The sequence below is a fragment of the Amycolatopsis tolypomycina genome (assembly GCF_900105945.1).
GTDB classification, from domain to species: domain Bacteria; phylum Actinomycetota; class Actinomycetes; order Mycobacteriales; family Pseudonocardiaceae; genus Amycolatopsis; species Amycolatopsis tolypomycina.
In genome coordinates this window covers 772,932-795,450 of the sequence record NZ_FNSO01000002.1, presented here as the reverse complement: position 1 = coordinate 795,450, position 22,519 = coordinate 772,932, and the positions used below count along the sequence as shown (strand labels likewise).

Sequence of the window (22,519 nt, the reverse complement as noted above, 5' to 3'; positions counted from 1 at the left end):
CGCCGACCCCTCTCTAGCCGAAACAACCCCAAGGGGATTCAGACGTGCTGGACGTCAACTTTTTCGATGAGCTCCGCATTGGTCTCGCCACGGCCGACGACATCCGTCAGTGGTCGTACGGCGAGGTCAAGAAGCCGGAGACCATCAACTACCGGACGCTCAAGCCCGAGAAGGACGGCCTCTTCTGCGAGAAGATCTTCGGCCCGACCCGGGACTGGGAGTGCTACTGCGGCAAGTACAAGCGCGTCCGCTTCAAGGGCATCATCTGTGAGCGCTGCGGCGTCGAGGTGACCCGTGCCAAGGTTCGCCGTGAGCGGATGGGCCACATCGAGCTGGCCGCCCCGGTCACCCACATCTGGTACTTCAAGGGTGTTCCGTCCCGCCTGGGCTACCTCCTGGACCTGGCGCCGAAGGACCTCGAGAAGATCATCTACTTCGCTGCTTACGTCATCACCGGCGTGAACACGGAGCTGCGCCACAACGACCTGCCGACCCTCGAGAACGAGATCGGTGTCGAGCGCAAGAACCTCGAGACCAAGCGTGACGCGGACATCGAGGCCCGCGCGCAGAAGCTCGAAGCCGACCTGGCCGCGCTGGAGGCGGAGGGCGCCAAGTCCGACGTCCGCCGCAAGGTCAAGGAGGGCGGCGAGCGCGAGATGCGTCAGCTGCGCGACCGCGCCGGCCGCGAGCTCGACCGCCTCGAGGAGGTCTGGACGACCTTCACGAAGCTCGACACCCGCCAGCTGATCGCCGACGAGCTGCTCTACCGCGAGCTCGTCGACCGCTACGGCGAGTACTTCACCGGCGGCATGGGCGCGGAGGCCATCCAGAAGCTGGCCACCGAGTTCGACGTCAACGCCGAGGCCGAGAGCCTGCGCGACACCATCCGCAACGGCAAGGGGCAGAAGAAGCTCCGCGCGCTGAAGCGGCTCAAGGTCGTCGCGGCCTTCCAGGCCACCGGCAACGACCCGCGCGGCATGGTGCTCGACGCCGTCCCGGTCATCCCGCCGGACCTGCGCCCGATGGTGCAGCTGGACGGTGGCCGCTTCGCGACGTCGGACCTGAACGACCTGTACCGCCGGGTCATCAACCGGAACAACCGCCTCAAGCGGCTGATCGACCTCGGCGCGCCCGAGATCATCGTCAACAACGAGAAGCGGATGCTGCAGGAGGCCGTCGACGCGCTGTTCGACAACGGCCGCCGCGGGCGTCCGGTCACCGGCCCGGGCAACCGGCCGCTGAAGTCGCTGTCCGACCTCCTCAAGGGCAAGCAGGGCCGGTTCCGCCAGAACCTGCTCGGCAAGCGAGTCGACTACTCGGGCCGTTCGGTCATCATCGTCGGCCCGCAGCTGAAGCTGCACCAGTGCGGCCTGCCGAAGGACATGGCGCTCGAGCTGTTCAAGCCGTTCGTCATGAAGCGGCTGGTCGACCTGAACCACGCGCAGAACATCAAGTCCGCCAAGCGGATGGTGGAGCGCTCGCGGCCGCAGGTGTGGGACGTGCTGGAAGAGGTCATCACCGGCCACCCGGTGATGCTGAACCGTGCGCCGACCCTGCACCGCCTCGGCATCCAGGCCTTCGAGCCGCAGCTGGTCGAAGGCAAGGCCATCCAGCTGCACCCGCTGGTCTGCGAGGCGTTCAACGCGGACTTCGACGGTGACCAGATGGCGGTGCACCTGCCGCTGTCGGCCGAGGCGCAGGCCGAGGCCCGGATCCTGATGCTGTCGGCGAACAACATCCTGTCGCCGGCGTCGGGCCGCCCGCTCGCCATGCCGCGACTGGACATGGTCACCGGCCTGTTCCACCTGACCCGGCTCACCGAGACGGCCGAGGGCGCGGGCAACGCGTACTCGTCGCCGGCCGAGGCCATCATGGCCTTCGACCGCAAGGCGCTGAGCCTGCACGCCCCGGTCAAGATCCGCATCACCGACCGGCAGCCGGCCAAGGCCGACGAGCCGGCGCTCGCGGAGAAGGGCTGGGAGCCGGGCAAGGCGTGGCTGGCCGAGACGACCCTGGGCCGCGTGCTGTTCAACGAGCTGCTGCCGGCGGACTACCCGTTCATCAACGAGCCGATGCCGAAGAAGCGGCAGGCCGCGATCGTGAACGACCTCGCCGAGCGGTACTCGATGACCCAGGTCGCGCAGACCCTGGACCGGCTGAAGGACGCCGGTTTCTACTGGGCGACCCGGTCGGGCGTCACCGTCGCCATCTCGGACGTGCTCACCCCGGTGGGCAAGAAGGCCATCCTCGACGAGTACGAGGGCAAGGCCTCCCAGGTGGAGAAGCGCTACCAGCGCGGTCAGCTGTCGCACGCCGAGCGCAACAACGAGCTCGTCAAGGTGTGGACGCAGGCCACCGAAGAGGTCCACAAGATCATGGAGACGGCGCTGCCGGACGACAACCCGATCGCCATGATCGTGAAGTCGGGCGCCGCCGGTAACATGACGCAGGTCCGGTCGCTGGCCGGGATGCGTGGCCTGGTGTCGAACCCGAAGGGTGAGTACATCCCGCGTCCGATCAAGGCCAACTTCCGTGAGGGCCTGTCGGTGGCGGAGTACTTCATCGCGACGCACGGTGCCCGGAAGGGCCTGGCGGACACGGCGCTCCGCACCGCCGACTCGGGTTACCTGACCCGGCGTCTGGTGGACGTCTCGCAGGACGTCATCGTCCGCGAGATCGACTGCGGCACCACCCGCGGCATCATGATGCCGATCGGCGAGGACATCGGCGACGGCAAGGTCCTGCGCGACCAGCACGTCGAGACCTCCGTGTACGCGCGGAACCTCGCGACGGACGCGGTGGACGCCAAGGGCAACGTCGTGCTGAACGCCGGCGACGACCTGGGCGACCCGGCCATCGAGAAGCTGCTCGGCAGCGGCATCTCGAAGGTCAAGGTCCGCTCGGTGCTGACCTGTGAGTCGGCCGTCGGTATCTGCGCGACCTGCTACGGCCGCTCGATGGCGACCGGTCAGCTCGTCGACGTCGGCGAGGCGGTGGGTATCGTCGCCGCCCAGTCGATCGGTGAGCCGGGTACGCAGCTGACGATGCGTACGTTCCACCAGGGTGGTGTGGCCGGTGACGACATCACGACCGGTCTGCCGCGTGTCCAGGAGCTGTTCGAGGCCCGCGTCCCGAAGGGCAAGGCGCCCATCGCCGACGTCGACGGCCGCGTGCGGATCGAGGAGAGCGAGCGGTTCTGGAAGATCACCCTCATCCCGGACGACGGGGGCGAGGAGATCGTCTTCGACAAGCTGTCCAAGCGGCAGCGGCTCGCGAACACCCCGAACGGCCCGCTGGGCGACGGTGACCACGTGCACGTCGGTCAGCAGCTGCTCGAGGGCACGCCGGACCCGCACGAGGTCCTGCGGGTCATGGGGCCGCGCGAGGCGCAGATCCACCTGGTGGACGAGGTCCAGAAGGTGTACCGCGCCCAGGGTGTGTCGATCCACGACAAGCACATCGAGGTCATCGTCCGGCAGATGCTGCGCCGGGTGACGATCATCGACTCCGGTGCCACGGACTTCCTGCCGGGCGAGCTGCCCGAGCGGACCAAGTTCGAGGCGACGAACCGGGCCGCGGTCGCCGAGGGCGGCGAGCCGGCTTCGGGCCGTCCGGTGCTGATGGGGATCACGAAGGCGTCGCTCACCACGGACTCGTGGCTGTCGGCGGCGTCGTTCCAGGAGACCACGCGAGTCCTGACCGACGCGGCCATCAACGGCCGCTCGGACAAGCTCGTGGGCCTCAAGGAGAACGTGATCATCGGTAAGCTGATCCCGGCCGGTACGGGCATCAACCGGTACCGCAACATCCAGGTGCAGCCGACCGAGGAGGCCCGGGTCGCGGCGTACGCGATCCCGTCCTACGACGACGGCTACTACACCCCGGACGTGTTCGGGACGGGCACCGGTGCCGCGGTCCCGCTGGACGACTACGACTTCGGCCGCGACTTCCGCTGACGAGGTTTTTGACGAGAAAGGCCCCCGCCGGGTTTCCGGCGGGGGCCTTTCCTCCTTTTGTCACCTGATCGGGTATTCACCCGCCCCGGATGCGGCTAGAGTGAGCCGGTTCACGCGGTTCGGGGGCTTTGCGCGTTTCCAACGGGTAATCAGGGGTGACTGTTCGTGAACACATCCAGAGGCGCGAGATCCGTCGCGCGCATCTTCGCCGCACTGACGGCCGCGGCCGTGCTGACCAGCGCGTTCGCCGGCCCGGCGGCCGCGGAGGACCCGGCGCCGACACCGACGTCGACCGCGCCGTCCACAGTGCCATCCCCGTCGGAGGCGCCGCCCAGTTCGGAAGTGCCACCGCCGAGTTCGACCCAGCCGGAGAGCAAGCCCGCGGCGGCGCAGCCGCAGGACGATCCCGTTCCGCAGCCGGATCTCGACGTTTCGTTCGACATCGCGGATTCGTACCCGACCAATGCGGACGTCCACTTCACCATCAAGATCCACAACCCGCGCAGCGTGCCCGCCGAGGGGCTGCAGGTCGCCCAGTGGTTCGACAAGCCCGACGACCTCGTGGTCCCGTTCATCGACGGCTGGGGCCCGCTCAGCGGGAAGCCCGGGGTGACGCTGCAGCCGGGCGAGACCTTCACCCAGGCGGTCGTCGGGCAGCTCCAGGACATCAGCCAGGACCACGCGAACCTGCGCGGCTTCGTCTACGACAAGGACGGCCACGGCGTCGCCCCCGGCTTCGACATCCCGATCAAGCTCGAGAAGACGCCCGGGCACGCGACCGGCGTCGTGTACGGCGACGCGAACGGCAACGGCACGTTCGACGCCGGCGAGGAGCTGACCGGCATCACGCTCACCTTGCGGTACAGCTCCCTCACCTACCAGGCGACGAGCGGCAAGGGCGGGCACTTCGACTTCGGCGAGATCCCGGCGGCCAAGTACCACTTCGGCGGGGACGTGCTCGGCGGGTGGCTGTTCCCGTTCCAGAACATCGAGGTCGGAGCGGACACGGAGCTGCTCGTCCGCGGGGCGCCGCCGCTCGACGGCAAGCTCACCGCGTCGATGGCCTTCACCCAGGACAGCTACCAGGTCGGCGATCTGGCGCACGTCGCCGTGAAGCTGACGAACTCCGGCTCGGTGCCGCTCACCGGCATCGTGGCCGAATGCGACCGCTTCGGTGCCTCGTACGCCCTGAAGGGCACGGGGCCGGGCTGGGGCGACCTCGCCGGCGACGGGGTGCGGATCGCGCCGGGTGAGACCCGCACGATCGACGTCACCGAGCAGGTGCCGGCGGGCGCTCTCGACCGCGGCATCGTCACGGTGAGCTGCGACTTCGGCTACCGCGGCGTCGACCTCGACAACCACGCGCTCGCCGCTGACGAGGCGTCGGTGCCCGGCGGCAAGGCGACCATCGTGGGTGACGTGGCCGTCTACGGTGAGCAGGGCGGGGTGAAGCAGGGCGTCGCCGGCACCAAGGTCGTGCTCGTGTCCGACGGGCACTGCCCGGTCACCGCCGAGCGGACGACCGACGCGAACGGGCACTTCGAGTTCCACGACGTGGCGCCCGGGCCCGACTACCAGCTGTACCTCCTGCCGCCGAAGGGCTGGAAGATCAAGTACGAGAACCCGGCCGTGATCTACGTCCGCGGTCCGGCCGAGCGGCCCGTCCAGGTGCGGATCGACGCGGAGGAAGGTGACGCGCCGCTGCCGACGGTGCCGGTCAACCCGGCCGACTGCACGGCCGGCGCCCCGACCACGACGACCGGTCCGGGCGGCGGCACGGGTGGCGGCCAGAGCGGCCCCTCCGGGCTGGCCAGCACCGGTGTCGACGCGCTCGGTCTCGGCGCACTGGCGCTGCTCGCCCTCGCGCTCGGCGGCGGCCTGGTGTTCGGCGCCCGCCGCCGTCGCTCGGCGTAACCAGGAAACAGGGCGCCCCGTGGTCCACAATGGACCGCGGGGCGCTTTCCGTTTCAGTGCAGGCTGCCCCGCGACACCGGGAAGTCGAAGTAGGTGTCCGGGAACGGTTCGCCGTTCAGGGTGAAGTGCCACCACTCCTCGGGCAGGTTGCGGAAGCCCGCCGCGGCCATCGTCGAACGCAGGAGGTCGCGGTGCTGCCTCGCGGCGCCGGAGATCGCCGGGTTGTCGGTGTGGGCGAGCGGGTCGAAGCAGTCATAACCGGTGCCCATGTCGACGGTGTTGTCGGGGAACCGCTGGTCCCGCGGCGCGAAGCAGGGCACGAGCGGCTCGCCCGGGCGGTACGGCCGCTGGACCGGCGGCGGGATGCGCACGAGGGTGAGGTCCATCGTGCTGCCGCGGCTGTGCCCGGACTTCTCGGCGATGTACCCGTCGGCGAAGAGCCGGTCCTTGGCGACGTTCGGGTAGAACTCCGCCTTCATCTTCTCGTCGGCGAGGTCCTTGGCCCACCGCACGAAGTGGTCGACGGCCCGCTGCGGCCGGTAGCAGTCGTACACCTTGAGCGTGTACCCCTGCCGGACGACCTGGGCCTGCACCTTCCGCAGGCCTTCGGCGGCCTGCCGGGTCAGGATGCACATCGGACGGCGGTACCCGTCGATGCGCTGTCCGACGAAGTTGTGCGGCGTGTCGTAGCGGATGTCCTGCAGGATCGACGGCGCCACGTCGGAGAGCGCGACGAAGGCGCCGGGCGTGCCGGCCTGCGCGGGCGCGGGCACGGCGAGACCGCCCAGGGCGGCGAGGGTGACGGCGAGCGCACGCGCCCGGCGAGTGAAGATCGGCATCCCTCTCGTCTAGCAGGTCGGCCCCGGACGCGCAGCCGCCGTTGGCGTCAGGACCAGCCTTCCGACGTCGTCGCGCGCAGGAAGTCGTCCGAGGGTGGCTGCACCGGCCGTCCTTCGAACTGCGTCGACAGCACCACCGACGACCGCAGTTCGCCGTGCTTGCCCAGCCGCTCCAGCAGGCCCTCGAAGTGCTCGAGCGACGCCGCCCGGATCTTCAGCATCGTGCAGTGGTCGCCGCTCAGCCGGTGGATCTCGACGACCTCCGGGTAGTCCTCGGACTTCGACGTCTTCAGCAGGCAGCTGCTCAGCGCGCAGCGCATCTCGACGAACGCCTGCAGCGGCTGGCCCGCGCGCCGCGCGTCGACCTGCGCGCGGTAACCGGTGATCACGCCGGTCTCTTCGAGCCGCCGCACCCGCTCGGCGACCGCGGGCGCCGAGAGGTTGATCCGCCGGCCGAGCTCCTTGAACGACAGCCTCCCGTCGGCCTGCAGCAGGTCCAGCAGCCGCCAGTCGACGTCGTCCAGCGCCTTTTCCGAACGCAAGGTCATGGGCCCCATTTTCCTTCCGAAGCGGGGGCCGGGCGAGCGAAATCCCGTTCACGGGCCCTTCGAACCGCGTCGCGAATTCCCTAACGTTGCTGGTCATGGGGACTTTCACGGTGGCCGGCCGGACCCGGTCCATGGGGGTTCTGTTCGCCGGCGTCGCGTTGCTGAACACGGCCACGGTCGGCCTGACGACCGCGGCCACGCTGATCGTCGCCGCGGGCAGTGGCACGGCCTGGAGCGGGCTGCCGAGCGTCGCGAGCGTGCTCGGCACGGCGGGCGGCGCGCTCGGTGCGGGCCTGCTGCTGCCGGTCAACGGCCGTCGCCGCGTCCTGGTGGCCGGGTACGGCACCGCCGCGCTCGGCGCGCTGGTCGCGTTCGCCGCCGCGCTCGCGACGTCGGTGCTTCCGCTGCTGCTGGGGATCCTGCTGGTCGGCGTGGGCAACGGCGGCGCCCAGCTGTCGCGCTACCTCGCCGCGGACCTGTACCCGCCGGAACGCCGGGGCCGCGCGCTGGCCACCGTCGTCTGGGCCGGGACGATCGGCGCGCTCGCCGGTCCGGCGCTCATGGCGCCCGCGGCCCACGTCGTGACCGGCTTCGGCTGGCCGTCGCTGTCCGGGCCGGTCGCGGTGGCCGTGGTCGCGACGGCGGCCGCGGCGCTGGCGGCCGTTCTCCTGCCGCGGGACGTCCCGCCGCCGCGGGTGCGGGCCGCCCGCGGGCCGGTGCGTTCGCCCGCCGTCGTGCGCCCGCTGGCCGCGATGGTCGGCGCGCAGCTGGCCATGGTCGCGGTGATGACGATGACGCCGTTGCAGCTGCAGAGCCACGGGCACGGCCTCGGCACCGTCGGCTGGGTCCTGAGCGCGCACCTGGCCGGCATGTTCGCGCTGGCACCGCTGTCCGGCCGCATCGCCGACCGCTGGGGCCCGGCCGTGACGGTCAACGCGGGCCTCGGCGTGCTGGCGCTGGCGTCGGCGACCGCACTGGCGGCCCCGGCCGCGCACACGTCCGGGCTGCCGCTCGCGCTCTTCCTGCTCGGGTACGGCTGGAACCTGGTGTTCGTCGGCGGCAGCGCGCAGCTGAGCCGCGACCTCGCCCCGGCGACGCGCAGCCGGGTGCAGGGCACCGTCGACGCGGTGGTGTGGTCGGCGTCCGCGCTGGCCGGGCTGGGCTCCGGCCAGCTGTTCGCCGGCGGCGGGTACGCGCTCGTCGCGGTCGTCGGCGGGGTACTGGCCCTGCTCCCGTTGGCGCTGCTCGTGCCCCGTGACCGCCGGTAGCCGGGCCGTTGTCGGCAAATCTCTCGTCCCGGCGGAAGCGGCCGCGCGGCCAAGATGGGCCGTGGCTGACTCGGTGCCTTTCACGGACAACTTCTCGGACCTCTCGAACACGCAGGGGTACCAGTTCGAGTTCCGGTGTGAACGCTGCGGCAACGGCTTCCGCTCCGCCTTCCAGCGCGACAACATCGAGACGGGCCGAAGCGTGCTTCGCGCGGTCGGCTCGTTCTTCGGCGGGACGCTGCGCGACCTGAGCCATTCGGCCGACCAGTGGCGCTACGACCGCGCGACGAACTCGCCGGCCAAGGACCGGGCACTGGCGGCGGCGGTCGAGGAGATCACCCCGAGCTTCCGCCAGTGCCGAGGCTGCGGCGACTGGATGTGCCACGACCAGTGCTGGAACGAGGAGATCGGCCAGTGCCTGCGCTGCTCGCCCAGCGTCGCCGAGGAGATCTCGCGCGCCCAGGCGTCGGCCCAGCGCGACCAGATCTGGGAGCAGGCCCGCGAGAAGAACTGGACGGCGGACCTGGACATCGACACCCGCGCCAAGGTCACCTGCCCGGGCTGCGGCCTGAAGGCCGACGGCGGCAAGTTCTGTTCGTCGTGCGGGACGTCGCTGGCCCTGAAGGTCACCTGCGGCGGCTGCGGCAACGAAGGCAACAAGCCGGGCGCGCTGTTCTGCTCGGACTGCGGCAGCAAACTCTGACCACTTCATAACGAACACATAACGAGCGGCCCCGGCGTTCAGGCGTCGGGGCTGCGCCGTTGTGACCAACCGTGACACCGCCGGTTGGCCTAGCCTCGGCCGCCACTCGTTCGGCCCAGTGGACCGCGTCAACTCGGCCCACTTCGTGGGAGATTAACCCTTTCGGGTCGGATCTCATTCTTTGATCACGACTGGACCCTTTGCGCCCTTGGCGCGAATATCCCGTTCGGGTCCGCTGACGTCAGCCTTCCGTTGTGTCCCAACGGTTTCCGTCCGTGCGAAAAGAACTGGGAGAACCATGCGATCAACCCCGTTGCGCTCCGGCCGGTGGCGGAAGGTGGTGACCGGCGCCGCGGCACTCGCCCTCGCGGCCGGCGCCGTCACGTACACCGGTTCCGTCACCGGCGCCTACGCCGACGTCCAGACCGTCACCGACGCGAAGACCGCGTCCGACGGCAAGCAGTACTGGGTGCAGAACCACCTGGTGACGAAGGACCTCGCGCGCTCGGCGAGCGGCACGCCCAAGAAGTGGCTGCTCGTCTGGGCCGGTGACGAGAACATCGCCGACACGCTGGTCAAGGACGTCAAGAACCTGCCCGGCACCCTCGGCGGCGGCCTCAACAAGCTCAAGAACGCCCTGCCCGGCCCGGACTTCCTCGCCGTGATCGACGCGACGCAGGGCTCGCCGACGTACGGCAAGGTCGTCAACACCGCCACCGTCGGCCCGCTCGTCGAGAACGAGCCGCACCACATGCAGTACGTGTGGCACAAGGGCGACACCATCTACGCCGGGGCCCTGTTCGCCGCGGCGACGTACGCCTTCGACGTCAGCGCGCTGCCGCAGCTGAAGCTCAAGGGCGTCAGCCTGCCGACGAACACGCTCGGCGGGAGCGTCCCGGACGCCTACTGGGTGCTCAAGGACGGCACCGCGTACGGCACGTACATGGGCGGCCCGGTCGTCCCCGGCCCGCACGCCTACGCCGACGGCTCCACGCAGATCGGCAACGGCTTCGCGGGCAGCCCCGGCGAGGTCGTCCACTTCGGACAGAACGCCGAAGTCCTCTCGGAGTCCCCGGCCGCGACGCCGCAGGGCGACAACGCCAAGCTCTGCGACAACCTGCCGCAGCTGGGCAAGCCGACCTGCGCCAACCCGCACGGCATCCAGGCCCGCGAGGACCTGAACACCCTCGTCACCAGCGACTACGCCGAGCCGCGCAACATCATCCTCGACCCGGTGAAGCAGCCTTCGCCGTACCTGCGCCGGCCGACCGTGCGGACCTGGGACATCGCCGACCGCAACCACCCGAAGCTGAAGGCGGTTTCGTACCTGCCGGACGGCCCGCGCGCCGACCCGGCCGACCCGCTGCACGCCGAGAGCCGCGCGGTCATGGAGACCACCGTGACCAACCTGCCGGGCCACAAGGGCGCGTTCGCCCAGACCATGCAGGGCGGCGCGGTGTTCTACACGCCGGACATCACCGCGGCCGAGCCGCACTGGATCGAGGTGTTCGACGACGGCGCCGCGAACAAGGCGATCCACGCGAACAACGACTCGAACGGCGGCAGCTCCAACGGCGGCTGGATCCAGACCAGCCCGGACGACAAGTACCTCTACCGCGCGATCGTCGGGCGGCAGAAGGGCACCCTCTCGGCCGACGACCCCGGCACCACCGGCGGCGTCTACGTCCTCGACATCCAGAAGCTGGTCAACGCCGGCGACCGGATCGAGGACATCGACGGCCGGATCGACACGAAGGCGAAGGCGCAGCAGGGCGGGGGTGGCGACCTGCCGACCGTCGTCGGCGCGGCCCCGATCAACCCGGGCACGCCGGGCGCGGGCCCGCACTGGGGCGCCTACGACAACTTCGTGCTCGGCAGCGACGGCTTCTACCACGAAACCGACACGCCGCAGCACCTCGCGGTGTCGAACTACTTCGTCGCGCGGTCCGGGCTGGACGGTGACCACAAGGTCAACCTGCTGAACCTCGGGCCGGGCGGGAAGGTCTCGGTCGACCAGAACTTCCGGGACGAGTTCACCGGCCAGGTCGGCATCAACTTCAACCGCAAGTCCTGGCCGCACGGGGCGTTCGGCAACGCCAAGCCGCACTCCGAGCTGTTCGTGGTCGCGGACGCGGACGTGCGGTAGGCACGATGGACCACCACCACGACCCGGTGACCGGTTCGTCCACAGTGGACGTGCTCGCGCTCGTCCTCCGGCTGGCGTTGCTCCTCTCGACGGCGTTCCTCGCCGGCGGTGGCCTGGTGCGCCCGCCGGCGGGGGAGGTGCCGCGGACGCGGCAGTTCACCCTGTACGGCCTCGGCGGGCTGTCGGCGTTGCTGGCCGTGCTGTCGGCGTTCGCGGCCGACGTCAACGTCGTCGCGCTGGCCGGGCACGTCGTGCTCGCGGTGGCCGTGCCCGTGCTCGCGCGGTGGCCGCGGGCCGGGCGCTGGGCGTCGGTCGCGCTGCTGGCGCTGGTCGTCCTGGAAACCTCGCTGGGCGGGACCGGTGTCGAGTTCGCGCTCGACTCGGTGTTCGTCGCCGCGGCGGCGGTCTGGTTCGGCTTCGCGCTGTCCGGTCCGGTCGCGACGGCGGCCGTCCGGCCGGGGCCGCTGTCCATCACCCTCGGCGGCCTGCTCGTGGTCGCCGGTGCGGCGCGGTTCGGGTTGTCCGGGCTCGGCTTCGACCGGCGGCTGGTCACGACGGTCTTCGGGGTCGTGGTGGTGGCCGTGGTGGTCCTGCCCGTGGTGGTGAGCGGGCTCGCGGCGGTGCTGCGGGCCCGCGCCTACCGCCTCGGCGCGGCGGGGGTCGCGGTCGCGTTCCTCGCCTGGAGCGCGCTCGGCGCGATCCCGGTGCCGCCGCCGCTGCCCGTGCCGGGCGTACCGCTGCTGGCCGACGAGCCGGGGTTCCCCGTGCTGGTCAGCCCGCAGCGGCCGGGGCACAACGTCGTCCACTTCCCGGCGAGCGCGGGCGACGACCTGTCCGCCGGGGTCCGCGGCGGCCTGATCACCAAGGCCGTCGCGCGGCCCGGCGCCGAGGGCACCTGGGCCGACGTCGAGCTGCCACCCGGGCGCAGCGACCTGGAGATCCACCGCGGCGGCACGACCACGGTCGTCCAGGTCGACGCGGGCACCGCGCCCGGCCCGGCGATCGCCGAAGCGGACGCACCGGAATGCGCGTCGGCGGCGCTCGGCGGCCTGGTCGCCGGCCGCGCCGACGTGCTGACGGCGTGCCCGTCCGGCGCGCTGGCCCCCGAGGACGGGGGAGCGCTCGTCAAGCTGGTCGAGTTCCTCGCCGTCCGGAAGCCGTCGGCGGTCACGCTGGTCGCCGACGACTCGCCGCGCGGAGTCGCGGCCGCGAAGCTGGTGCGCGAGACCGCGGCCCGCACCGGCTTGGCGGTGCGGCCGGACGCCGGGCCCGACACCGCGCTCGTCGTCGTCTCCGGCTGGGGTCCCGGCTACACGGCGATGACGCGCGCGGCCGAGCTGCAGCGCCTCGAACCCACCCACCAGTACGGGCTGTACCTGGCGCCGTGGCTGCTGAACGGGCCGATCGTCAACGCCGTCGCGAGCGCCTCGCTGCCCCTGCGGTTCGACCCGCGGGAGGCGACCGCCGTCGGCTACGCGGTGGCGGTCGGCAACCACTTCGGCGGCGAAAGCCCGACCCTCGGCGGCTTCCGGAACTGGCTGGGCGCGGGCGGGGCGGCGGGTGACGTCCAGATCTTCGCCGCCGCCCAGGTCAACGCCATGCCGATGAACCCGGGCGAACCCCACGCCCCCGGGATGCTCATGGACCGCGACTACGCGGGCCAGTGGGTGCCCGACGGAACCATCGTGCCGATCACGGCGGTTCTCCGCTGAAACCCTTGGCAGGAAAGGAAAAGAAATGAAACGTCTTGCCGCCCGCGTGCTGCTGCCCCTGGCCGCGGCGACGGCGCTGACCGGCCTGGCCGGCGGCGTCGCCAGTGCCGACCCGACGCAGGGGCCGGTCTGGCTCGCGCCCGGCGTCGACCTCGGCAGTGTCCTCGGTCCGCTCGGCCAGCCGGTCGGCCTGCTCGCCCCCGTGTTCGGCCTCATCACCGCAGTTTCCTGAAAGGACCCCGAAATGAAGAAGAACCTCGTCCGCGCGGCCGGCGCCGCGGTCATCGCCGGAGCGGCCCTGTTCGGCGCGGCGGCCCCCGCGCTGGCCGACACCCCCGGGGTGGTGGTCGTCGACGAGCCCGACACCAGCGGCCTGAACAACATCTGGACGTTCGCGCCGCTGGGGGTGCCGGTGCTCGGCCTGATCCAGTCGGTCAACGGCGTGCCGGGCAAGCTCCTGCCCTCGTTCTGACCCTCGCCCGGGGCCCGCTGATCCGGCGGATCGGCGCGGCCCCGGGCACCATGGAGACATGACGCCCGTCACGAAGCGCCTCACGGTTGTCGCCGTCGTGCTGATCACGGCGGGCGCTGTCCTGCTGTCGGTCGGCGCGATCGGCTTCCAGGCGACCTCGGACCAGCCCGACGCCAACATCGGCGCCGGCTTCGCCCTCCTCGCCGGGCCCTATGTCGTCGGCCTCGGGCTGCTGTTCGCGTTGTCGGCCGGCCTGACCCACCTCACCGCGCGCCGCCGCTGAGGTTCCACAGCGCGGCCGGCAGGTGGTCGGCCAGCTCGGCGAGGTACCGGGCCTCGGCGGTGAGGTTCTGCCGCGTCGCGCAGCCCGGGCCCCAGGTCCGCGCGGCGCCGTTCGCCACGACGACCTCGCGCTGCCCGAACCGCGGGTTGGCCGCCAGCCACCGGGCCACTTCGGCGTCGAGCGGGGAATCCGGCGGCAGCGTCGGCATCGACACTCCACGGCCCGGGACGATCCGCAGCTCCGGGCCCGGCGGCACGCGCACCTGCGTCACGTGCAGGTCGCGGAAGTGGATGTGGTCGTCGAAGTTCCGGTAGGACTCGTTCGTGTCGATCCCGAGCACCGGCCGGTCGCCGAGGCGGAACTCCACCCACGGGTCGACCGGCGCACCCGTCAGCGGTCGCCCGGTCGGGTGAAACACGCCGAACGAAGGCGCCGGGCCGCCGTCGCCGCTGCCGAACGTGCCGCCCCGCTCGGCGGCGAACGCCTTGAACCAGTGGCCCGCGCGGCTCGCGGCCGCCTTCCGCTGTGACCGCCACCAGATCGCCGCGGCCACCGCGGCCACGACCACCAGGAGACCGATCGTGAAGAGCGTCTCCATCGTCAGAAGTCCAGGTCTTCGCGGGTCTCCTCGACGGACTGGTCGCGGCCGGTCCCGTCGAAGTCACTCGTCTTCTTCGCGTTCTTGACGTGGCTGTTGAGCTTGCCGAGGTGGTCGTTCACCGTCTTGGCCGGGTTGTCGCCGGGGTTGGCCGGGTTGTAGCCGAGGACGCCCTTGATGGCCGCCTCGCCACCCTTCTTCAGCGCTTCGCCGGCGCCGGCCTTGAGCATCGTCTTCTGGTAGTCGATCTTCCCCGCGGCGTCGAGCACCGGGTTCTCGAAGGCCTTCGCCCAGCGCTTGCCGATCATGCCCTTGTCGCCGACGGCCTTCTGGAGGAGATCCTTGCCTTCGTTCTCCTTCGCGATCTTCGTCAGCGACTTGCCGAGCGTCGTCGAGGCGAACTTCTGCTGCAGCTTCCGGAGCCAGTCGAGCACCTTCTGCAGGAGCTCGCGCAGCTTGTTCACCTTCTGGGTGGTCTTCGCGGTCGTCTGCGCCGCCTTGACCTCGGTCACCGGGGCGGCCGCGGACAGCGAAGCCCCGCACGTCGGCACCGCGGCGGCCAGCGCGGGCACCCACAACAGGATCAGCCAGGTCACGAACTCGGTGAGGATGGCCTTGATCAGGTCTTCGACGAAGCTCATCAGCATGCTGTTGAGCTGCAGCATCCGGGCCAGGTCACCGGACTTCCCGGCGACGCCCTCGATGCCGTGCGCGAACTCGCCCAGCGCTGCCTTCGCGGCGTTGCTCGCGTCGCCCTCCCAGCTCTTGAGGGACTCGTCGGCGACGTCGGCGAAGTTCCGGGCCAGCTTGTCGAGCCCGGTGGCGATCGCCCCGAAGTTCTCCGCCGCGATGCCGAGCGCCGGCCCGTCGCCGCTGACGAAGTGGATGGCGTCCTGGACCGGCTGGACGGCGCTGACCAGGAAGTTCAGCCCCTGCCCGACCAGCCAGCCGAGCGGGTCGGTCGCGATGTCCGTGATCGTGCTCGCGCTCGACTGGATGAAGCTCGCGGTGTCGGTGGCGATGGTGCCGAGCGCGAGGGTGATGTCCGCACCGTCGGGCTGCGGCGCGAAGAGGGCCTTCTTCACCGAGACCACGTCCTTGCCGACGGTGACCGCGCTCCCGGCGAACGGCGTCGCCTTGACCGCGTTGTCGACGTTGACCCCGAGCACCGTCTTGGGGTCGTCGGGCTTGACGGTGATCCCGCTCGCGACGTCTTCGACCTCTGCCATGGCGGCCCCCTCAGTGCTTTCCCGGGCCGTCGAGCAGGGTCTCGACCTGGCCGAAGAAGATCTTGTGGTCGTCTTCGACGCCCTGGTAGACGTTCGCGGCGTCGGTGAGCTTGGCCTGCGCCGACGCCAGCCCGTCCGCGATCGACGTCAGCAAGGAGTGCAGCTCGCGGAGGGTGTCGTCGTAGCCGCCCTTGGTGAAGACGCCGACCACGCCCCACGACTTGTCGCCGACGTCGGCCTGCGCCACCTTTTCGGTGATCTTCGCGCCCTGATCCCGGTACTTCTCCAGGTCGCCGACGTACTTGTGCAGCGCGTCCACCTGGACCCGGTAACCGCCGCCCATCAGTCCTCCTCGTCGAACAGGGTGCGCAGGAAGCGGTCACCCGCGGACGGGCCCGGCGCGGGTGGTGCCGTCGGCGGATCGGCCGGCCGCAGCACCCGCTGCTCCGAGAAGTCCTCGGCCTGCGGTGTCCCGTCCGGCAGCTTCGACCGCAGTTCTTCGACGGTGGTTCCGAACGCGACGGCCTGGGTTTCCAGGACCTGGTCGACCAGGCCGAGGTCGTCGCCCATGGCCTCCTCGACGATCACGGCCTGCCGCCGCGCCGCCTCGCCGACGGCCTCCCGCAGCGTGGCCAGCAGCGCGGCGGAGAGGGCGTGCGGCCCCTTGGCCAGCGCGGCCTCGGTGAACTTGACGTCCAGGACGGCCCCGCCCGGCCCGGTGACGACGGTGACACCCCCGTCCGGCGACGCGGCGCTCGCCCGCAGCTCGGTCAGCTGCTGCTGCATGGCGCCCAGCCCGGTGAACCGGTCGTCGGCGTTGCGCACGCCGGCCTGGAACCGCTCGAACTCGGCGACCAGCTGCTCGAACTCGCCCGGCATGCCGCCCCCTTTCCGGTTTGTGGTGCACCCATCGTGACCCCTCGACCGCACTGTGACGCACGGAACGGCCGATCCGATCCCACTGCATCACCCGACCGGGTAATGGGTAGGTTTCGGCCGAGAGGGAAGCCGGGGGACAACGCGCGAGGAGTGTGTGATGACCAGCACCGAAGGGGCCGGAGGCTCCACAGAGGAACCGAAGTCGACGGGCAGTCACGCGGCCCCGGAGGGCGCGGGCGTGCACCCCCTGATCGACCTGTCCCGCGACCCGAACCCGGGCCGCCCGGACCACGCCAAGCCGGACGAGGACTGAGCCCGGAGGCCGTCCCGCCGACGTCATGAAAGAGTCGTTCATGACGTCGGACGCACTGAAAGAGTCGTTCAGGACGTTCTGAATCCGGGGCGCCGCCGCGGCAGCGCGGGGGCCGGCGGCCGCGCGGGCTCGGCACGAGCGCACCTCGTCGGAGGCGGTGTGCTGGTGGAGCCGGGCTTCCGGATGCGATGAACGACTCGTTCAGGTCGCCGGATGTCATGAACGACTCGTTCATGACATCCGGACGGTCGGTGCGACCCGAGGCGTGGGAATGTCCCGCAGGCCCGGGGCGTTGAGAGGTACGCTGGAGGTTCGTCGCCCTACTGAGACCTTCAGACCCCCCGCCGCGCTCCTCCCGGACCCGGGCGGGTATCTTTGGAGACCGTGCCCGGCATGCGTCGGGCCGCTCCGCGTGCCGTGCGCATGGGCGGGGTGCTCAGGCACCCGGTCACCGGCTTCGGCAGGTCGGGGTTCCGACGGAAATCCCTCCGGGAAGTTACCGGTCGCGAGACCGTGACGCGGGCCGACACGCCCGACCGCGGGGGCCGGTGAAGACACGAAGAAGCAGATCACGACAGGAAGCTGGTCCATTGCCCACGATCCAGCAGCTGGTCCGCAAGGGCCGCCAGGACAAGGCTGCCAAGCAGAAGACGGCGGCCCTCAAGGGGAGCCCGCAGCGGCGTGGCGTGTGCACCCGCGTGTACACCACGACCCCCAAGAAGCCGAACTCGGCGCTGCGCAAGGTCGCGCGTGTGAAGCTGACCAGCGGCATCGAGGTCACCGCCTACATCCCCGGTGAGGGCCACAACCTGCAGGAGCACTCGATGGTGCTCGTGCGCGGTGGTCGTGTGAAGGACCTTCCGGGTGTCCGTTACAAGATCATCCGCGGTTCGCTCGACACGCAGGGTGTCAAGAACCGCAAGCAGGCGCGCAGCCGGTACGGCGCGAAGAAGGAGAAGAGCTAATGCCCCGCAAGGGTCCGGCCCCGAAGCGGCCGCTGATCTCCGACCCCGTCTACGCCTCCCCGCTGGTCACCCAGCTGGTGAACAAGGTGCTGAAGGACGGGAAGCGGTCCCTGGCCGAGCGCATCGTGTACGGCGCGCTCGAAGGCGCTCGCGAGAAGACCGGCACCGACCCGGTCGTCACGCTGAAGCGCGCCCTCGACAACGTGAAGCCCACCATCGAGGTGAAGAGCCGCCGCGTCGGTGGTGCCACCTACCAGGTGCCGATCGAGGTCAAGCCGGGCCGCTCCACCACGCTGGCCCTGCGCTGGCTGGTCTCCTTCTCGCAGGCTCGCCGCGAGAAGACGATGATCGAGCGCCTGCAGAACGAGCTCCTGGACGCTTCCAACGGCCTCGGTGCCTCCGTGAAGCGTCGCGAAGACACGCACAAGATGGCCGAGTCCAACCGGGCCTTCGCGCACTACCGCTGGTAAGTAGTCCGGCATTGCCGCCCGTCCTTATGGGTTAGCCATGCCGGGCCCCAAGCTTGAGAACAGGGGAACACTCTCGTGGCACGTGAAGTGCTGACCGACCTGAACAAGGTCCGCAACATCGGCATCATGGCCCACATCGACGCCGGCAAGACGACGACCACCGAGCGGATCCTGTTCTACACCGGGGTCAACTACAAGATCGGTGAAGTCCACGACGGCGCCGCCACCATGGACTGGATGGAGGAGGAGCAGAAGCGGGGTATCACCATCACCTCGGCTGCCACCACCACCTTCTGGGACGACCACCAGATCAACCTGATCGACACCCCCGGGCACGTCGACTTCACCGTCGAGGTGGAGCGCAACCTGCGGGTGCTCGACGGCGCGGTCGCCGTCTTCGACGGCAAGGAGGGCGTCGAGCCGCAGTCCGAGCAGGTCTGGCGGCAGGCGGACAAGTACGACGTCCCGCGCATCTGCTTCGTCAACAAGATGGACAAGCTGGGTGCGGACTACTACTACACCCTGCGCACCATCGAGGAGCGCCTCGGCGTCAAGCCGCTGGCGATCCAGCTGCCCATCGGCGCCGAGAACGACTTCGAAGGCGTCGTCGACCTGGTCCGCATGAAGGCCCTGGTCTGGCGCGGCGAGGTGCAGAAGGGTGAGGACTACGCGGTCGAGGACATCCCGGCCGACCTCGCCGACCGCGCGGCCGAGTACCGCGAGAAGCTGGTCGAGACCGTCGCCGAGACCGACGACGCCCTGATGGAGAAGTTCCTCGAGGGCGAAGAGCTGTCCGAGGCGGAGATCAAGTCCGGCATCCGCAAGCTGGTCGTCACCCGGGCGGCGTTCCCGGTCCTGGCCGGTTCCGCGTTCAAGAACAAGGGCGTGCAGCCCATGCTCGACGCGGTGATCGACTACCTGCCGTCGCCGCTGGACGTCCCGGCCGTCGAGGGCCTGCTGCCCGACGGTGAGACCCCGGCGACCCGCAAGGCGTCGGTCGACGAGCCGTTCGCCGCGCTCGCGTTCAAGATCGCCGCGCACCCGTTCTTCGGCAAGCTGACCTACATCCGGGTGTACTCGGGCAAGGTCGCTTCCGGCGCGCAGGTCATCAACGCGACCAAGGAGCGCAAGGAGCGCATCGGGAAGATCTTCCAGATGCACTCCAACAAGGAGAACCCGGTCGACGACGCCCAGGTCGGCCACATCTACGCGGTCATCGGGCTGAAGGACACCACCACGGGTGACACCCTGGCGGACCCGCAGAACCCGATCGTGCTGGAGTCGATGACGTTCCCCGAGCCGGTCATCCGGGTCGCGATCGAACCGAAGACGAAGGCCGACCAGGAGAAGCTGTCCCTGGCGATCCAGAAGCTGGCCGAAGAGGACCCGACGTTCCAGGTCAAGCTGGACGAGGACACCGGCCAGACGATCATCGCGGGCATGGGCGAGCTGCACCTCGAGGTGCTGGTGAACCGGATGAAGTCCGACTACAAGGTCGAGGCGAACATCGGCAAGCCGCAGGTCGCCTACCGCGAGACGATCAAGAAGACGGTCGAGAAGCTCGACTACGTCCACAAGAAGCAGACCGGTGGTTCCGGCCAGTTCGCGAAGGTCATCGTGAAGCTGGAGCCGCTCGAGCGCACCGACGGCGCGCTCTACGAGTTCGACAACAAGGTGACCGGTGGTCGCGTGCCGCGGGAGTACATCCCGTCGGTGGACGCGGGCGCGCAGGACGCGATGCAGTACGGCGTCCTGGCCGGCTACCCGCTCGTCGGGTTGAAGTTCACCCTGTTGGACGGTGCTTACCACGAGGTCGACTCTTCGGAGATGGCGTTCAAGATCGCCGGTTCCATGGCGATGAAGGAAGCCGCGAAGAAGGCCGGCCCGGTGATCCTGGAGCCGATGATGGCGGTCGAGGTGACCACGCCCGAGGACTACATGGGCGACGTCATCGGTGACCTCAACTCCCGCCGTGGTCAGATCCAGGCCATGGAGGAGCGGTCCGGTACCCGCGTCGTGAAGGCGCTGGTTCCGCTGTCGGAGATGTTCGGCTACGTCGGCGACCTGCGGTCCCGCACCCAGGGCCGGGCGAACTACTCCATGGTGTTCGACTCCTACGCCGAGGTTCCCGCGAACGTCGCGAAGGAAATCATCGCGAAGGCGACGGGGGAATAACTCCCCCAGCGCTCGCGGGCATTAAGGGACTCTCCTGAACGTCCGCAGCACCGACGAAGGAACAATCGTGGGGCGGCAGCCACGCCGCCCCACGAGCACAAAGCGAAATCAGTCCAGGAGGACATTCCAGTGGCGAAGGCGAAATTCGAGCGGACCAAGCCGCACGTCAACATCGGCACCATCGGTCACGTTGACCACGGCAAGACGACTCTGACCGCGGCCATCACCAAGGTGCTGCACGACAAGTACCCGGAGCTGAACGAGTCGCGGGCGTTCGACCAGATCGACAACGCGCCGGAAGAGAAGCAGCGCGGCATCACGATCAACATCTCGCACGTCGAGTACCAGACCGAGAAGCGTCACTACGCGCACGTGGACGCCCCCGGTCACGCGGACTACATCAAGAACATGATCACCGGTGCCGCCCAGATGGACGGCGCGATCCTGGTCGTGGCCGCCACCGACGGCCCGATGCCGCAGACCCGTGAGCACGTGCTGCTCGCCCGCCAGGTCGGCGTGCCCTACATCGTGGTCGCGCTGAACAAGGCCGACATGGTCGACGACGAGGAGATCCTCGAGCTCGTCGAGCTGGAGGTCCGCGAGCTGCTGTCCTCGCAGGAGTTCCCGGGCGACGACGCGCCGGTCGTGCGCGTCTCCGGCCTGAAGGCCCTCGAGGGCGACGAGAAGTGGTCCGAGGCCGTTCTCGAGCTGATGACCGCCGTCGACGACAACGTGCCGGACCCGGTGCGTGAGCTCGACAAGCCGTTCCTGATGCCGATCGAGGACGTCTTCACCATCACCGGTCGTGGCACCGTGGTGACCGGTCGCGTCGAGCGCGGCCAGATCAACGTCAACGAAGAGGTCGAGATCGTGGGTATCCGCGAGAAGTCGACCAAGACCACCGTCACCGGTGTCGAGATGTTCCGCAAGCTGCTCGACTCGGGCCAGGCGGGCGACAACGTCGGCCTGCTGGTCCGCGGTATCAAGCGCGAGGACGTCGAGCGCGGCCAGGTCGTCGTGAAGCCGGGCACCACCACCCCGCACACCGACTTCGAGGGCCGGGTCTACATCCTGTCGAAGGACGAGGGTGGCCGTCACACCCCGTTCTTCAACAACTACCGCCCGCAGTTCTACTTCCGCACCACCGACGTGACCGGCGTCGTGACCCTCCCCGAGGGCACCGAGATGGTCATGCCGGGCGACAACACGGACATCTCGGTCCAGCTGATCCAGCCGGTCGCGATGGACGAGGGTCTGCGCTTCGCCATCCGTGAGGGTGGCCGGACCGTCGGCGCGGGCCAGGTCACCAAGATCATCAAGTGATTCGGCGCCCCACCCGGGGGCAATACACCCCCGGGTTCGGGGCGTCAAATCACGTGTGCGACACTATTCAGGTTGCTCGTCCTGGGGCGGCCGATTCCTTCGGGGGTCCGGCCGCCTCGGTGCGAGTGGCCACGGTCCGCCGAGCTCTTCCTTCGGGTTGCAGGCGAGCGGGCAAAGGCAGTGAGACGGTGTTCTTGCAAAAGCGCAGCCGGCTCATAGCCTCCTCACGTTGAGGAAGACCAGGCAAGACGACGATCCCGCGGGATCCGTCTGTGCGTCGGGCGCGACACGCCCGACCGCGTGGACCGGGGACAGGGCCGTTGAACTGCGGAAACTCGAGAGCTGGTGGGGACACCAGGCCGGGTTTTGTGAGATAGCGGCACGAGACGACAAGGAACGAGCAGCCACCATGGCGGGACAGAAGATCCGCATCCGGCTCAAGGCCTACGACCACGAGGCGATCGACACCTCGGCGCGCAAGATCGTGGAGACGGTCACGCGCACCGGCGCCCGTGTTGTCGGGCCGGTGCCGCTGCCCACCGAGAAGAACGTTTACTGCGTCATCCGCTCGCCGCACAAGTACAAGGACTCGCGCGAGCACTTCGAGATGCGCACGCACAAGCGTCTGATCGACATCCTCGACCCGACGCCGAAGACGGTCGACGCGCTCATGCGCATCGACCTGCCGGCGAGCGTCGACGTCAACATCCAGTAAGCGTTGGGCGA

21 protein-coding genes are annotated in these 22,519 nt (G+C 69.8%); 15 read left to right on the top strand and 6 right to left on the bottom strand.

What is annotated here, in order from left to right; all coding sequences use genetic code 11:
* Positions 1 to 44: 44 nt before the first annotated feature.
* Together BLW76_RS05405 and BLW76_RS05400 are read left to right on the top strand one after the other, a co-directional pair.
* Positions 45 to 3,956, top strand: coding sequence for a DNA-directed RNA polymerase subunit beta' (locus BLW76_RS05405; RefSeq protein WP_091304045.1), 3,912 nt, complete (start codon positions 45 to 47; stop codon positions 3,954 to 3,956).
* 165 nt (positions 3,957 to 4,121) lie between these two features.
* The gene (locus tag BLW76_RS05400; protein WP_244170051.1) at positions 4,122 to 5,870 is read left to right on the top strand and encodes a hypothetical protein; all 1,749 of its coding nucleotides are present in this window, start codon (positions 4,122 to 4,124) and stop codon (positions 5,868 to 5,870) included.
* Positions 5,871 to 5,923: 53 nt separating this feature from the next.
* Here the strand turns inward: BLW76_RS05400 and BLW76_RS05395 are convergent, their stop codons facing one another.
* Both BLW76_RS05395 and BLW76_RS05390 read right to left on the bottom strand, forming a co-directional pair.
* Positions 5,924 to 6,709 (bottom strand): M15 family metallopeptidase, encoded by a 786-nt coding sequence (locus BLW76_RS05395; RefSeq protein ID WP_091304704.1) that lies wholly within the window; start codon positions 6,707 to 6,709, stop codon positions 5,924 to 5,926.
* A 47-nt stretch (positions 6,710 to 6,756) separates the two neighbouring features.
* Positions 6,757 to 7,257: an Lrp/AsnC family transcriptional regulator gene (locus tag BLW76_RS05390; RefSeq protein ID WP_091304703.1), complete on the bottom strand. Its 501-nt coding sequence runs from the start codon at positions 7,255 to 7,257 to the stop codon at positions 6,757 to 6,759.
* 95 nt (positions 7,258 to 7,352) lie between these two features.
* On the opposite strand from BLW76_RS05390, the gene BLW76_RS05385 reads away from it, so the two are divergent.
* From BLW76_RS05385 to BLW76_RS05355, 7 genes are all read left to right on the top strand, one after another.
* The gene (locus BLW76_RS05385) at positions 7,353 to 8,525 is read left to right on the top strand and encodes an MFS transporter (RefSeq protein ID WP_091304702.1); all 1,173 of its coding nucleotides are present in this window, start codon (positions 7,353 to 7,355) and stop codon (positions 8,523 to 8,525) included.
* A 73-nt stretch (positions 8,526 to 8,598) separates the two neighbouring features.
* A complete protein-coding gene (locus BLW76_RS05380) occupies positions 8,599 to 9,228 on the top strand; it encodes a zinc ribbon domain-containing protein (RefSeq protein WP_091304775.1) in 630 nt (209 codons plus the stop codon).
* Between the two features lie 298 nt (positions 9,229 to 9,526).
* Positions 9,527 to 11,374: a hypothetical protein gene (locus tag BLW76_RS05375; protein WP_091304701.1), complete on the top strand. Its 1,848-nt coding sequence runs from the start codon at positions 9,527 to 9,529 to the stop codon at positions 11,372 to 11,374.
* A 5-nt stretch (positions 11,375 to 11,379) separates the two neighbouring features.
* Complete coding sequence (locus tag BLW76_RS05370) at positions 11,380 to 13,086, top strand: hypothetical protein (protein ID WP_091304700.1); 1,707 nt, start codon at positions 11,380 to 11,382, stop codon at positions 13,084 to 13,086.
* A 25-nt stretch (positions 13,087 to 13,111) separates the two neighbouring features.
* On the top strand, positions 13,112 to 13,318 hold the full coding sequence (locus BLW76_RS05365) for a hypothetical protein (RefSeq protein WP_091304699.1): 207 nt from the start codon (positions 13,112 to 13,114) through the stop codon (positions 13,316 to 13,318).
* Positions 13,319 to 13,330: 12 nt separating this feature from the next.
* Positions 13,331 to 13,558, top strand: coding sequence for a hypothetical protein (locus BLW76_RS05360; protein WP_091304698.1), 228 nt, complete (start codon positions 13,331 to 13,333; stop codon positions 13,556 to 13,558).
* A 58-nt stretch (positions 13,559 to 13,616) separates the two neighbouring features.
* Complete coding sequence (locus BLW76_RS05355; protein ID WP_091304697.1) at positions 13,617 to 13,841, top strand: hypothetical protein; 225 nt, start codon at positions 13,617 to 13,619, stop codon at positions 13,839 to 13,841.
* Here the strand turns inward: BLW76_RS05355 and BLW76_RS49445 are convergent.
* From BLW76_RS49445 to BLW76_RS05335, 4 genes are read right to left on the bottom strand one after another with little or no spacing between them, the layout of a single operon-like run.
* On the bottom strand, positions 13,822 to 14,439 hold the full coding sequence (locus BLW76_RS49445) for a hypothetical protein (protein WP_244170050.1): 618 nt from the start codon (positions 14,437 to 14,439) through the stop codon (positions 13,822 to 13,824). The genes BLW76_RS05355 and BLW76_RS49445 overlap by 20 nt on opposite strands.
* Positions 14,440 to 14,441: 2 nt before the next feature.
* Positions 14,442 to 15,668 carry a hypothetical protein gene (locus tag BLW76_RS05345; RefSeq protein WP_091304696.1) on the bottom strand — a complete coding sequence of 409 codons (1,227 nt, stop codon included), beginning with the start codon at positions 15,666 to 15,668 and terminating at the stop codon, positions 14,442 to 14,444.
* A 10-nt stretch (positions 15,669 to 15,678) separates the two neighbouring features.
* Positions 15,679 to 16,011 (bottom strand): hypothetical protein, encoded by a 333-nt coding sequence (locus tag BLW76_RS05340; protein ID WP_091304695.1) that lies wholly within the window; start codon positions 16,009 to 16,011, stop codon positions 15,679 to 15,681.
* Positions 16,011 to 16,547: a YbaB/EbfC family nucleoid-associated protein gene (locus tag BLW76_RS05335; RefSeq protein ID WP_091304694.1), complete on the bottom strand. Its 537-nt coding sequence runs from the start codon at positions 16,545 to 16,547 to the stop codon at positions 16,011 to 16,013. The genes BLW76_RS05340 and BLW76_RS05335 overlap by 1 nt, the downstream gene beginning before the upstream one ends.
* A gap of 157 nt (positions 16,548 to 16,704) precedes the next feature.
* Here BLW76_RS05335 and BLW76_RS05330 point away from each other — a divergent pair, with 157 nt between their 5' ends.
* The 6 genes from BLW76_RS05330 to rpsJ all read left to right on the top strand — a co-directional run bounded on the left by BLW76_RS05330 (position 16,705) and on the right by rpsJ (position 22,508).
* Positions 16,705 to 16,860 (top strand): hypothetical protein, encoded by a 156-nt coding sequence (locus BLW76_RS05330; RefSeq protein ID WP_091304693.1) that lies wholly within the window; start codon positions 16,705 to 16,707, stop codon positions 16,858 to 16,860.
* Between the two features lie 590 nt (positions 16,861 to 17,450).
* Positions 17,451 to 17,825: a 30S ribosomal protein S12 gene (gene rpsL / locus BLW76_RS05325; RefSeq protein WP_003102113.1), complete on the top strand. Its 375-nt coding sequence runs from the start codon at positions 17,451 to 17,453 to the stop codon at positions 17,823 to 17,825.
* On the top strand, positions 17,825 to 18,295 hold the full coding sequence (rpsG, locus tag BLW76_RS05320; protein ID WP_003102106.1) for a 30S ribosomal protein S7: 471 nt from the start codon (positions 17,825 to 17,827) through the stop codon (positions 18,293 to 18,295). The genes rpsL and rpsG overlap by 1 nt, the downstream gene beginning before the upstream one ends.
* Before the next feature lie 75 nt (positions 18,296 to 18,370).
* Complete coding sequence (gene fusA, locus BLW76_RS05315) at positions 18,371 to 20,470, top strand: elongation factor G (protein WP_091304692.1); 2,100 nt, start codon at positions 18,371 to 18,373, stop codon at positions 20,468 to 20,470.
* A 129-nt stretch (positions 20,471 to 20,599) separates the two neighbouring features.
* Positions 20,600 to 21,793, top strand: a complete 1,194-nt coding sequence (gene tuf / locus BLW76_RS05310; protein WP_091304691.1) for an elongation factor Tu — start codon at positions 20,600 to 20,602, stop codon at positions 21,791 to 21,793.
* Between the two features lie 409 nt (positions 21,794 to 22,202).
* Positions 22,203 to 22,508, top strand: coding sequence for a 30S ribosomal protein S10 (rpsJ, locus tag BLW76_RS05305; RefSeq protein ID WP_003102098.1), 306 nt, complete (start codon positions 22,203 to 22,205; stop codon positions 22,506 to 22,508).
* Positions 22,509 to 22,519: the final 11 nt, after the last annotated feature.